This is a genomic window from Nonomuraea sp. NPDC003201, assembly GCF_053590415.1.
The window spans coordinates 1-12,385 of record NZ_JBSFTC010000305.1 but is presented as its reverse complement, the minus strand read 5'-3'; the positions used below and the strand labels follow the sequence as shown (position 1 = coordinate 12,385).

Below are 12,385 nucleotides of genomic sequence, written 5' to 3'. Positions count from 1 at the left end.
GCTGGGAGCCCTGGCCTCGCCCGGCGGCCAGGCGGGTCGCCCGGATCTCGCAGCCGGTGACGCCGGAGCGGCGGGCGTAGTCCTCCGAGCACAGCACCAGCGCGGCTGCGCCGTCGGTGGTGGGCGAGCACATGGGCAGGGTCAGCGGGTCGACGACCATCCGGCCGTGCAGGACCTCCTCGATCGTCTGCGGCGTGCGGTACTGGGCGAGCGGGTTGAGGGCGGCGTGCCCGCGGTTCTTCACCGCGACGGCGGCGAAGTCCTCGATGCCGGCGTCGTGCTCGGCCAGATAGCGCTTGGCCTCCTCCGCGTAGACGTTCACGAACACGGAGTTCGAGGCGGGTCTGTCCGGCTCGGGGTGGGGGGACGCGCCGACGTCGGTGGCTCCGCGCAACGCGTCGAAGGTGCGGGACTTGTCCTCGTGCGACAGCTTCTCGACGCCGATGACGAGCGCGAGGTCACACCGTCCCGCCAGCACCGACTCGAACGCCAGGACGGCGGCCGAGCTGCTGGAGGCGCACGCGTTCTCCACGTTCACCAGCGGCACGCCGGCCAGGCCCGTGGACTGCAACGCGACCTGGCCGCGGATCATCTCCTGGCCGGACACCAGCCCGGCCGCGGCGTTGGCCAGGAACACCCGCCGCACCTCGGAGGCGGCCACGCCGGCGTCCTTGAGTGCCAGCTCCGTGACGGCCTCGACCATCATCCGCTCGCTGCGCCGTACGTCCCGCCCGAAGGGGATCATGCCGACACCGGCGATCAGCACTTTGCTCACTGGTGCACCACCGCGAACCAGGGCACCGGCCGCCGCGCGACCTCGTCCTCGGACGCCGGCCGGAACCGCACCGGCGCGTCGCACCTGTAGGCGCCCCATCCGCCGTCCCCGTCGGGCCACAACCGGCCCAGCACCTGTACGCCCTCGGCGAGCTTGACCACCCCCAGCGCGTACGGGGTCTGCGACTCGAACCCGGTCGGCGCCCCGAACCGGGTCACCGTGAAGCTGTGCAGCACCCCCGCGCCCGACGCCCGGACCCATCCGAGCCCGGCCTCGTAGCAGAAGGGGCAGCGGTGGCGCGGGTACATGTTGTCGCGGCCGCAGCTCCCGCAGTGCTGAATGAGCAGCTCACCGCGACCGAGCGCGTCGTAGTAGGGACGGGTGAGCGGCTCCATGCCCGGGTCGCTCCCTGAATCACTCCCTGGAGTACTCATCGTGTCACCCCCTCCAGCAGGAGCACCTGACTGTCCATGTAGGTCCCGCCGGAGCCGCCGCAGACCGCACGGCTCGCGCCGGGGATCTGCCGGTCCGGCCCCGCCCTGCCCAGCAGCTGGCGAACCGCCTCGGCCAGCAACGCCGTGCCGCCGCCCACGCCGGTGTGGCCCGCGGAGAGCAGACCGCCGTTGGTGTTGACCGGCAGCCGGCCGCCGGGGGAGTAGCCGCCGGCGGCGAACGTCCTGGCCGCCTCTCCGGGTTCGGCCAGCCCGAGGCCCTCAAGAGCGATGGTGAGTACGGCGGGATAGGAGTCGTACACCTCGGCGAGGTCGGCGTCGTCCGCTCCCCAGCCCGCCTGCTCGTACGCCTCGGCCGCGGCCTCCGGCCAGCCGAGCACGGCCAGGTCGCGCTCCTGGCCGATGCTGTAGTGGGACACGCGGCCGCCGGATCCGGCGATCCGCACCCACCGGTCGTGAGAGCGCCGTGCCAGGGCGGCACTCGTCAGCACGAAGCCGACCGCGCCGTCGGCGAGCATCGGGCACTCCAGCGCGTGCAGCGGGTCGCAGACCATCTTGGAGGCGAGGACCTGATCGACCGTCAGAGGCTTGTCCTTGTACATGGCGTTCGGGTTCAGCCGGGCCCACGCGCGCAGCGCGACGCACACCGACGCCATCTCGGCGGCGGTGGAGCCGCTCGCGGCCATGTAGCGACGGGTGATGAGCGCGCCGACCGCGTTGAACGACAGCCCGGACGGTTTCTCCCATTCGCGCGGGATGCCGTTCGCGGTCAGCATGTCGATCATCTCGCCGACCGGTGCCGAGCCCCACTTCTCCGCCTGCAGGACCAGGACGTTGCGGGCGTGCCCGCTCGCGATCAGTCCGGCGGCGGTGCGCATCGTGTTGTCGCTCGTGGACCCGCCCGAGTGGATCATGTAGCTCGCCTTGGCGCGGCCGTTCAGCCCGAGCTCTTCGACCACGCGGGAGAACACCAGGTCGGCCTGGTCGGCGGGGGAATGCAGGCAGGGGATGAGCAGGATGGTGTCGATATCGGACATCGACACCCCCGCGTCCCGCACCGCGGCCACGGCCACGTCGACCAGCGAGCCCATGAACGGCCGGTTCGGGTGCCGGCCCGACGGCAGCTCACCGACGCCGATGAACGCGGCCTCGTCAGCATCACTCACCAGGGTCTCCCTTCTTCTGGCCGGGCTCGCTGCGGCGGGCGAGCAGCACCATGCGGAAGCGCATGACCTCCTCGTCCCTCTGGTTCAGTACGGCGTAGTCGAGCCGCAGCACGCCGTACCTGGGCTTGCCGTCCTCGGTCCCGGCGACCTCGACCCGCACGCGGATGGTGTCGCCGGGGAACACCGGCGCCAGCGCACGCATGTTCTGGCATTCGAGGAGCGCCACGATCGCGTCGCCGAGGAAACCCGACAGGGCGACCTGGCCCACGGCCAGGCTGAAGGTGAGCGGGCCGTGGGCGATCCGGCCGCCGAAGCGGGTGCCGCGGCAGTACTCCTCGTCCATGTGCAGGGGGTAGTGATCCCCGGTGAGGCCGGCGAACGCGGAGATGTCCGAGATGTCGACCGTCCGGCCCGGGGAGACCGCCGTGTCGCCGACGGAGAAGTCCTCGAAATGGCGCCGGAGCCGGTTGAAGGTGGCGGTCACAGGCTCAACGCCGCCAGCGCCTCGTGCGCCAGCCCGTACCCGAGCTGGTCGTGGAGCAGCCGCTTGATCTCCCGGGTGAGCACCGCGCGGGCGAACCGCCGGGCCAGGTCGGGCTTCGCCGCGATGTCGGCGGCGAGCTCGCGAGCCCGCGTCAGCACCTGGCCGGCGGGCACGACCTCGTTCACGACGCCCCAGTCCAGGGCCTGCCGGGCGTCCAGTTCCTGGCCGGTCAGCAGGAAGTAGCGGCCGCGGGTCGAGCCCAGCACATGGGTCCAGACGAGGTGTGCTCCGTCGCCGGGCACGATGCCGGACGGGAAGTGCGGGCCGTCCTTGAACCTGACCGTGTCCGCCGCGACGATGATGTCGGACAGGATCGGGATCTCCGGGTGGATCAGCGCCGGCCCGTTGATCGCGGCCACCACCGGCACCTCGATGTTCATCAGGTTCGTGAGCAGCCGCTGGCCCTCGAACATGATGTGCGCCCAGTCGGCGGCGGTGCCGAGGTTGAAGCTGGAGAAGTCGATCTCGGCGCAGAAGGCGTCGCCCGCGCCGGTCAGCAGCACGACCTTGTTCTCCGGGTCGCAGGCGATGTCGGTGAAGGCGTACGCGAGCTCGTCGTGTGCCTGGCTGGTCCACACGAGACTGCCGCCGCCGGTGTGGACGGTCACCTGGAGAATGCCGTCCTCGCGCTCGAGACGGACGTTCTCATATCTCTTGGAGTACTCGTCGAACGACGGATTGATCCTGGCCATGGTGGCACCTCCGCCAAAAACAAACAGTTGTTTCAAGGAACGTTAACAGCAAGGACGGCGTTCGCCAACGCCGCCGGGGGGAACGGCGTGAACCTCCGGACACGCAGGCGCCAGCCCTCTGGCGTGGCTACGAACGCGTCGTCGTAGCGGCCGAAGGTCGCCAGCCGCAGGTCGGCGTCGCCCACGACGAGGGCGAGCGCGTACGCCTGCCCCACGGCGCCTTCCTCGGACGCCTCGAGGAGGATGCCGCTGACGACGTGCCGCATTCCCGGCGCGCGCTCGGCCGCCGCCCGGACGAGCGCGGCGAGGCCGTCCCTGCCGACGACGGGGGCGGCTCCCTCGCGAGCGAAGACGCCGTCCTCGGTGAACAGCGCCGCGACCTCGTCGGCCCGGCCCTCGTCGAAGGCATGGGAGTAACGCGCGTAGAGGTCGATGATCTCCTGGCGTTGTTCGCAAGTGAGCCGGAGCGCCGGTGTCATGTCCGTACCTCCTTGAGAGCCGAGCGGAGGGCGAGACGTCCGCGGAGGAAGTCGCGTGGTGCGTTGGCGGCGAAGACCCCGGTCAGCCGGTCGCCTTCGGTGTAGTGGACGACGAACGTCCCGCTGTCGAAGTCGCCGGACACGACCGTCGCCGTCGGGGACGCGGCGCCGGCGAACTGGAGCCGCAGGTCCGCCTGGTCGGACCAGAAGAACCCGTCCTCGCCGAGGTCGGCGTGCGGCACGCCGGCGAGTGTCGCGGCGACCCTGGCCGCGCTGTCGGAGGCGGCGGTCCAGTGGCCGGTCGGCCGGCATCGTCCCGCCGAGTGCCGGCAGACGATGTCGCCCGCCCCGAAGACGTCCACCGCCGAGGTACGCCCCGCCTCGTCGCACACCAGGCCCTGGTGGGTCTCGAGGCCGGCGGCGGCCAGCCAGGCGGTGTCACGGACGACTCCGATGCCGACGACCACGACGTCCGCCTCGACGACGGTGCCGTCGCCGAGGAACAGGACCTGTTCGCCGGGCCGCTCCTCGCTCCTTTCGACCGTGGTTCCGCAGCGGAACTCCAGGCCACGTTCGGAGTGCCGGCGCCGTAGCCAGGCCGCCGGCTCGGCGCCGATGATCGGCGCCATCGGCTGGGGCGCGGCTTCGACGACGGTGACGCGGCAGCCTCGCAGCCGCGCCGCGGAGGCCACCTCCAGGCCGATGAACCCGGCGCCGATCACGGCCACCCGCGCGCCGCCGGTGAGCGCGCCGGCCAGCCGCCGGGAGTCCGCGGCGGTCCGCAGATAGTGCACCCTGCCGGATTCCGGCAGGTCCGGGAGCCGGCGCGGCCGGGCGCCGGTGGCCACGACCAGCCGGTCGTAGCCGATCTCGCCGCCGTCGGCGAGCGTCAGCGTCCGGGTGCGCAGGTCCAGGCCGACCGCCGCGCGGCCGAGCACGAGCCGGATGTCCTGGCGGGTGTACTCGTCCCTGGTGGCGAGGCGCAGGTCGTCGGCGCCGCGCGTGCCGAGCAGGTACTCCTTGGACAGCGGCGGCCGGTCGTACGGTTCGTCGAGCTCCTCGGACACGAGGGTGATCCGGCCGCGGTGGCCGAGGTCGCGCAGGGCCTGTGCGGTCCGGACGGCGGCGAGGCCGCCGCCGGCGAGGACGACGTGCGGGCCGCTCACGACCGCACCGCCGGGGTGACGGCGGACTCCGGGGTGACGGCAGACGAGGGGGTGCCCGACCGGGCGCCCAGTTCGAGTACGGCGCGCTCCACGAGCTGGAACTTCTGGACCCGCCCGGTGACCGTGGTCGGCACCTGGTCCGCGGCGGCGAACAGGACCGAGGCCGGCACCTTGAAGCGAGCGAGCCGCTGCCTGCAGTAGGCGATGAGCTCCTCGGGATCGGGTGGTTCCGGGGTGGCCGCGACGATCCACGCGCAACCCACCTCGCCCATGCGCTCGTGGGGGATGCCCACGACGTGCGCGGCGAGCACGGCAGGGTGCTCGGCGAGCACCGCCTCGACCTCCCCCGGGATGACGAGCTCGCCGCCGCACCGGTAGGACTCCTTGCGGCGCCCGGTGAGAGCCAGGTAGCCCCGCTCGTCGAACCGGCCGAGGTCACCCGTGCGTAACCAGCCGTCGGCGGTGAACGACGCGGCCGTCTCCTCCGGCATGTCGTAGTAGCCCCTGGTCACCAGCGGCCCCCGCACCACCAGCTCACCGATCTCGCCGCGAGGCAGTTCGGCGCCGGTGTCCGGGTCGATGACGCGGTAGACGCCGAGCGCGCCGCCGAGGTCCGGCTCGCCGGCCACGCCGGCCGGCTTCACGCACCCGTTGGTCCCCCGCAGCCGGTCGAGCGGATCGCCGGGCTGCGTGCACAGGGTGGACGCGGTCGTCTCGGTCTGCCCGTAGGCGGTGAACAGCTCGTCGACGCCCAACACGTCCAGCATCTCCTGCCACATCGCCGGATGGTGGGCCGCGCCGGAGGAGAACATCGTGGTGAGGGAGGTCAGGTCGTAGCCGCCGGACCGCGCCTTCTCCAGCACGACCGAGGTCATCGCGGGCACGCAGATCAGCTCGTCGATCCGGTGGGCCGACACGTCCCGGAGCATCCGGTCGGCGTCGAACACCGCGTGGGGGCAGATCGCGCCTCCGACGAACAACGCCGCGACGGTGGCCTCGACGTAGCCGAAGACGTGGTAGATCGGCAGGGCGAACAGGATGCGCCGGCCGTCCTGGAAAGCGCGCGTGTACGCGCTCGCGTAGGCGGTCCGCAGCACGGCGTCGTGCTGCAGCAGCACGCCCTTGGCCCTCCCGGTCGTGCCGGAGGTGTACAGCAGGTCCGAGAAGGAGAGCGGGTCGGCGGCCGTGGTCCGCCGCAGCACGGTCTCCTCCGGGACGGACGCGCCCAGGGCGACGAGGTCCGCCAGCGTCCTGCCGCGGGCCGGCGGCCCCTGCGTGCCCATGACGAAGACCTCGCGCAGCCGAGGCAGGCCCGCGCCTCCACCGTCGCGTGCCCAGCCGGGCGCGACGCGGTCGAGCGCGTCGAGGTAGTCGAGGTCCCGGAACCGGTCCATCGTGATCAGGATCGTGGAGTCCGACTGGCCCAGGACGTATCGCAGCTCCTCGTGGCGGAGCAGGAAGTTGATCGACACCGACACCGCTCCGACCCTGGCCACCGCGTACTTGAGTGCGACGGCCTCCGGGAAGTTGGCCAGGTCGACGGCCACGTGGTCACCTGGTTCCACGCCTGCCGCGATCAGCCCGGCGGCCAGCCGGATCGTCCAGTCCCGCAGTTCGGCGTAGGTGTGGACACGCTCGCCGAGGATCGCGGGCCGATCGGGGAACGCGGTCGCGGTCACGTCGAGCTGTTGAGCGGTCGTACGCGGGACCCACACCGGGTGCCGGGCTTCGAGCGCCGCTCGTCGTGCGGCGGGGGCAACACTGCTCATCCCTGTCGCGCCGTCCTTTCCATCACCTTCTGTGTGACGAGCCGGCCGATCTCGGCCTCGGAGAGCCCGGCTTCGGCGAGGACCTCTTCGGTGTGCGCGCCGAGCGCCGGGGGCTGGCGCAGCGCGCACCGGGCCTGCTCGTCGATGGGCAACCGGATCTGCTTGAGCCCGGGTATCCGGCCGTCGAGAGCGTCCTGGACGATGCCGCGCTCGACGGTCACGGGGTGGGCCAGCGCGGCGGCGAGGTCGTTGACCGGCCCCACCGGCACGCCCTCGGCCGTGATGCGCTCCAGCCAGTGCTCGGAATTCGCCGTGCGGAGCCGCCCTTCGACGATCTCGCTCAGCGCGGACCGGTTCACGGCGCGGTCCGTCACCGTGCGGAACCGGTCGTCGGCCACGAGGTGGCCGAGTTCGAGCGCGGCGCACAGCCGCGCGAACAGCCGGTCGGTCGCGGCCGCGATCATGATCGAACCGTCGGCCGTGCGGAACGCCTCGTACGGCGCGGTGCTCGGCGCGGCGGAGCCCAGCCTGCCGGGGAACGCGCCACTGGCCAGGTACCCCATGATCTGGTGGGACAGGAGGAAGAACCCGCTGTCCACCAGGCTCGCGCGCAGGTGCTCGGCGCGACCGTCGACACGCCGGGCGAGCGCGGCCTGGATCGAGATGGTGGCCCACAGCCCGGTCGAGAGGTCCACGATCGACGGTGCCGCCCTGGACGGGCGACCGCCCTCCTCGCCGGTCATCGCCATGATGCCGGTGAACGCCTGGATGAGGGCGTCGTAGCCGGGCCGGTCGTGACCGAGGGGACGCTCGCCGAAGGCGCTCACGGAACAGTGCACCACGCTGGGGCTCACCCGGCGGAAGTGCTCGAAGCCGAGCCCCAGCCGGTCGGCCACGCCCGGGCGGAAGGACTCCACGACGACGTCGACGTCTCGGGCCACGCGCAGCACCGCCGCACGGCCCTCCGGCGTGCGGATGTCCAGGGCGACGCTGCGCTTGTTGCGGTTCATGGCGAGGAAGACCGTGCTCTCGCCGTCCCATCGGGGCGGCAGGTCCCTCGTGGCCTCGCCGGTGCCCGGGCGCTCGACCTTGACCACGTCGGCGCCGAGGTCGCCGAGAATCATGCAGGCCAGCGGGCCTGCGATGTTCTCGCTGAGATCCAGGACACGAAGGTCGCGGTAGGTACGCTCCAGGCTCACGATGCGGCTCCGGGACAGTGAGGTGACCGCCAGTGCTCGTGGCTCACCCTAGACGATCGCGGATCAAAAACAAACACTTGTTATGAGCGGAGGCGCGGGGTTAGCGTGGACGCCACGGCCCGCGCGCCGCGGGCATGACCGCGTGAGACGACAGGCGAAGGGGCCGAGGATGGACTTCCGGTTCACCGAAGAACAGCAGCTGTGGAGCGATACGCTGCACGCCTTCATGGAGCGCGAGGTAGGCCGGGAGTACATCCGCAAGCACGACGAGTCCCGCGAGTTCCCGGACGAGGCGTACCGGAAGATCGCCGACCGAGGCTGGCTCGGCCTGCTGATCCCCGAGCAGCACGGCGGCCTGGACGCCGACCCCGTGATGTACGCGATCTTCTGCGAGGCGATCGCGAAGTACAGCCTCGACTTCGCCGCGGCGGTGATGACCTCGATGTTCACCGCGACGAACATCGCCAACCACGGCACCGAGGAGCAGCGCGAGGCGTACCTGCCGGGTTTCCTGCAGGGCCGCACGAAGTTCAGCATCTCCATCACCGAGCCGGGCGCCGGGTCGGACGCCGCGAGCCTGCAGACGAAGGCGGTCGCCGACGGCGACCACTGGGTGCTCAACGGCAACAAGGTTTTCTGCTCCGGCGCGCACCTCCCGGACACGATCATCACGGTGCTGGCGCGTACCGGCCCGGGCAAGCATCAGGACCTGAGCCTCATCCTGGTGCCGAACACGGCGCCGGGCGTGGACATCCGGAAGCTGAACACCATCGTCCGCCGCAGCCTCGGCACCACCGAGATCTTCCTGACCGACGTCCGCGTGCCGAGGGGGAACATCATCGGCGAGCCGGGCACCGGGTGGGCCTACATCGGTGAGCACCTGGAGTACGAGAGGCTGAGCCTGGCGGCGTCCTACGTCGGCAACGCGCGCACCGCACTGGACGACACCATCCGGTACACCAAGAGCCGGACCCAGTTCGGCCGGACGCTGTCCTCCTTCCAGGTGCTCAAGCACCGGATGGCGGAGAACGAGTGCGAGGTCGAGGCGGCGCGGCTGCTGGTCTACAACGCGGCGACCAAGATGGCCCGTGGCGAGCGTGCGCTCAAGGAGGTGTCGATGGCGAAGGTGTTCGCCGCCGACACCGCGTTCAAGACCTCGTTCAACGGCATGCAGGCCCTGGGCGGATACGCCCAGCTGCCCGAGTACGACATGGAGCGCTATTTCCGCGAGGCCAAGCACGCCATGGTCGGCGGCGGCGCCAACGAGATCCAGCGCAGCATCATCGCGAAGGAGATGGGCCTGTAGCCGGGGCGGGTGCCACCCGCCCCGGCTACTCGACGAACGTGATGGACTCGGTCGGGCAGTCGTAGGCTGCCCGCCGCAACCCGTCCAGCCCGCCCGGCTCGATGTCGTCGCGCTTGAGCACGACGAGCCCCTCCTCGTCGAGATCGAAGACCGGCGCCAGCGCGAGCACGCAGTTGCCGTACCCCTGACAGGTCGAGCGGTCCACCTTGATCGTGGTCATCGCGGTGCTCCCTCTCCCAGCCGCTTCGCGATCTCCTCGTGGAAGGCCGTCAGCCTGCTCTCTGCCGTGTTGAACATGTTCCGGGTGAAGCCCAGCGAGCCGATCACGGTGGCGAAGTCGTCGATGACCGCGGAGTCCTCCGCGAGCACTTCGAGGAACTGATCCCAGTCCCGCCGGTTGTGGCGCTCCCACTTCTCCGCCGGCATGCCGTTCGGCGGCGGGCCGACCACCTCGTACGCGCAGAGCAGCGTCTCGCCGACCGAGATCGGCCACGCGCTCCACATCTGCAGATGCGTGGGGAAGCAGCTGAAGATCGTGTTGGGGAACGCCAGGTAGTGGCACAGATGCGAGGCGCGGTGGTCTCCGTTGTGGATCGCCTTGTCGGTGAACCCGCGAATCGGCAGCGTCATCCACGTGTGCGGTGGCGTGATCTTGAGAATGGCGTCCCGCCACATGACGAGCCCGGCGAGCGTGTCCTTGTGGGTGAAGGGCACGTGCCAGGTCTCGTTGAACCCGTCGACGACGATCTTCCAGTTGGCCTTGAGCCGCACGGACGTGCGGAACTTGGTGGTGAATCCGTCCAGCCCGTACCCGGCGAGCTCCTGGCCGATCTCGCCGAGGTACTCGCGCAAGGGCGGCACGTCGTCGGAGAAACAGAGCCAGATCCACCCGCCCCACTCCTCGTTCCGGACCGCGGGGGCCCGCAGGCCGTCCAGTTCGGCCGCGTCGAAGCTGCCGCGCAGCGGCACGCTGCTGACCGCGCCGTCCAGCCCGTACACGAAGCCGTGCCACGGGCAGGTGAAGCGGGCGTTGCCGCAGTTGCCCGAGCCGTTCACCAGCCGGGCGCCGCGGTGCTGGCACACGTTGTGCCAGGCGCTGACCGTGCCGTCGGGGAGCCTGGTGATCACGACCGACTGCCCGATCTGGTCCCAGACGACGTAGTCGCGCGGGCGGGCCACGTCCGACGACGGGTGCACGGGGAACCACGCGTGGTGGAAGATCTCGGTGAGCTCGCGCCGGTACCGGTCGGGGTCGGTGTAGACGGACTTGTCGAGCAGGCTCGGCGGCAACGGATACTGCTGTTCGGCCGGTGTCAGCTCTGTTCCCGATCTCGTCTGAGTCATAGGTGCCCACTCCTCAGGCCCGATAACAAACAAGCATTTGTTTTTAAGCTATCCCTGGCCCGCCCTGGGTGTCAACGAGCCTGGATCAAGCGGGGTCCGGTGCGGAGAGCTCGTCGCGCAGCCGCCGCTTGAGCACCTTGCCGTAGGCGTTGCGGGGCAGCTCGTCCACCCACACGACCCGTTTGGGAACCCGGTAGCCGGCGAGCTTCTCGCGGCAGCCCGCGATGATCTCCTGCTCGTCGGGTGGAGTGCCGTCGGCGACGAGCACGGCGGTCACCGCCTCCCCCCAGACGCGGTGCGGCAGCCCGACGACGGCCGCCTCGCGCACGCCGGGCAGCGTGAGCAGCACCTCCTCGACCTCCCGCGCGTAGACGTTGGAGCCGCCGGTGACGATCATGTCCTTCTTGCGGTCCACCAGGAAGAGATAGCCGTCTTCGTCCAGGTAGCCGACGTCCCCGGTGTGCAGCCAGCCGTCCCGCAGCGCCGCGGCCGTGGCCTCGGGCCGGTTCCAGTAGCCCGCCATCGTCTGCGGGGCCCGGGCCAGGATCTCCCCGGGCTCGCCGGCGGGCAGCGGCGTGCCGTCGTCGCCGGCGACGCGGAGCTCGACGCCGGGCAGGACTCTGCCGGCCGAGCGCACCAGCGGCAGGCCGGGGTCGCCGAGCGCGCGGAGGTGGTCCTCCTGGTCGAGCACCGTGACGAACATGGGCGACTCCATCTGCGCGAACGACTGGACGACGCGCCCGCCGAACGCGGCGGTCGCCTCGCGCAGCGTCCCGGGATCGATGGGGGAGCCCGCGTAGTACAGGCGGCGGAAGGCCGGCGGGGCCGTGAATCCGGCGGGTACGGCGTCCAGCAACATCCTGATCATCGACGGGACGACGAACATCCCGGTGACGCCGTGACTGCCGAGCAGCGCGGCGGTGCGGGCCGCGTCGAAGGAGCGGCAGAGCAGGTTGTGGCCGCCGGTCGTCAACGTCGGCAGGAAGAGGAAGCCCGCGCCGTGCGTCAGCGGGGCGACGTGCAACGTCACCTCTCCGTCGGCGAACCCGAGCACGTCGATGGCCGTGCCGGCGACGCTGCGCCACGAGGCGTGCGTGAGCATGACCGCCTTCGGCGTGCCGGTCGTTCCCGAGGTGTACATGAGGCTGGCGACGTCGTTCTCCCCGGCGGGTTCCGGCCCGGGAAGGGGAGTCGCGGCCGCCGCCAGATCGTTCAGCGAGGCGTCGGCGAGCAGGACGGTGAGCCCGTGCGCCTCCCCGCCCCGGGGGAGCCGCGCGCCGAACTCGGACGTGGTGACGAGCACCCGCGAGCCGGAGTCGGTCAGCATGTGCAGGTAGTCGTGCCGGGTGAGCCGGACGTTGAGCGGGACGACGATCAACCCGGCCGCGAGCGCGCCCAGGAAAACGTCGACGTACGCTTGGCTGTTGTGCAGCAGGACGGCCACGCGGTCGCCGCGCCGCAGGCCGAGCCCGCGCAGCGCGCCCCCGACGGCC

The 12,385-nt window shown here is 71.2% G+C and carries 13 protein-coding genes; 1 reads left to right on the top strand and 12 read right to left on the bottom strand.

Annotation, left to right across the window (positions count from 1 at the left end; all coding sequences use genetic code 11):
* From ACWDX9_RS50980 to ACWDX9_RS50940, 9 genes are all read right to left on the bottom strand, one after another.
* On the bottom strand, window positions 1-775 hold a 775-nt coding region (locus tag ACWDX9_RS50980; RefSeq protein ID WP_449968772.1), incomplete at its 3' end, for a thiolase family protein.
* On the bottom strand, window positions 772-1,170 hold the full coding sequence (locus tag ACWDX9_RS50975) for a Zn-ribbon domain-containing OB-fold protein (protein WP_449968770.1): 399 nt from the start codon (window positions 1,168-1,170) through the stop codon (window positions 772-774). The genes ACWDX9_RS50975 and ACWDX9_RS50980, both read right to left, overlap by 4 nt.
* Window positions 1,171-1,205: 35 nt before the next feature.
* A complete protein-coding gene (locus ACWDX9_RS50970) occupies window positions 1,206-2,393 on the bottom strand; it encodes a thiolase family protein (protein WP_449968768.1) in 1,188 nt (395 codons plus the stop codon).
* Complete coding sequence (locus tag ACWDX9_RS50965; protein WP_449968765.1) at window positions 2,386-2,877, bottom strand: MaoC family dehydratase; 492 nt, start codon at window positions 2,875-2,877, stop codon at window positions 2,386-2,388. The genes ACWDX9_RS50970 and ACWDX9_RS50965 overlap by 8 nt, the downstream gene beginning before the upstream one ends.
* Complete coding sequence (locus ACWDX9_RS50960) at window positions 2,874-3,629, bottom strand: enoyl-CoA hydratase/isomerase family protein (RefSeq protein ID WP_364266497.1); 756 nt, start codon at window positions 3,627-3,629, stop codon at window positions 2,874-2,876. Before ACWDX9_RS50960 ends, ACWDX9_RS50965 begins: the two co-directional genes overlap by 4 nt.
* Window positions 3,630-3,661: 32 nt before the next feature.
* Window positions 3,662-4,108 carry a nuclear transport factor 2 family protein gene (locus ACWDX9_RS50955; RefSeq protein WP_449968762.1) on the bottom strand — a complete coding sequence of 149 codons (447 nt, stop codon included), beginning with the start codon at window positions 4,106-4,108 and terminating at the stop codon, window positions 3,662-3,664.
* The gene (locus ACWDX9_RS50950; protein WP_449968759.1) at window positions 4,105-5,274 is read right to left on the bottom strand and encodes an NAD(P)/FAD-dependent oxidoreductase; all 1,170 of its coding nucleotides are present in this window, start codon (window positions 5,272-5,274) and stop codon (window positions 4,105-4,107) included. Before ACWDX9_RS50950 ends, ACWDX9_RS50955 begins: the two co-directional genes overlap by 4 nt.
* On the bottom strand, window positions 5,271-7,043 hold the full coding sequence (locus tag ACWDX9_RS50945; protein ID WP_449968757.1) for a class I adenylate-forming enzyme family protein: 1,773 nt from the start codon (window positions 7,041-7,043) through the stop codon (window positions 5,271-5,273). Before ACWDX9_RS50945 ends, ACWDX9_RS50950 begins: the two co-directional genes overlap by 4 nt.
* On the bottom strand, window positions 7,040-8,242 hold the full coding sequence (locus tag ACWDX9_RS50940) for a CaiB/BaiF CoA transferase family protein (protein ID WP_449968754.1): 1,203 nt from the start codon (window positions 8,240-8,242) through the stop codon (window positions 7,040-7,042). Before ACWDX9_RS50940 ends, ACWDX9_RS50945 begins: the two co-directional genes overlap by 4 nt.
* A 169-nt stretch (window positions 8,243-8,411) precedes the next feature.
* Here ACWDX9_RS50940 and ACWDX9_RS50935 point away from each other — a divergent pair, with 169 nt between their 5' ends.
* Window positions 8,412-9,548 carry an acyl-CoA dehydrogenase family protein gene (locus tag ACWDX9_RS50935; protein WP_449968751.1) on the top strand — a complete coding sequence of 379 codons (1,137 nt, stop codon included), beginning with the start codon at window positions 8,412-8,414 and terminating at the stop codon, window positions 9,546-9,548.
* Window positions 9,549-9,573: 25 nt separating this feature from the next.
* On the opposite strand, the gene ACWDX9_RS50930 is transcribed toward ACWDX9_RS50935, so the two are convergent.
* The 3 genes from ACWDX9_RS50930 to ACWDX9_RS50920 form a co-directional block, all read right to left on the bottom strand.
* Entirely contained in the window at window positions 9,574-9,768 is a 195-nt protein-coding gene (locus tag ACWDX9_RS50930) for a ferredoxin (RefSeq protein WP_449968748.1), read from the bottom strand.
* Window positions 9,765-10,892, bottom strand: a complete 1,128-nt coding sequence (locus tag ACWDX9_RS50925; RefSeq protein ID WP_449968746.1) for an aromatic ring-hydroxylating oxygenase subunit alpha — start codon at window positions 10,890-10,892, stop codon at window positions 9,765-9,767. Before ACWDX9_RS50925 ends, ACWDX9_RS50930 begins: the two co-directional genes overlap by 4 nt.
* Before the next feature lie 85 nt (window positions 10,893-10,977).
* The coding region (locus ACWDX9_RS50920) for a class I adenylate-forming enzyme family protein (RefSeq protein WP_449968743.1) at window positions 10,978-12,385 on the bottom strand (1,408 nt) is incomplete at its 5' end.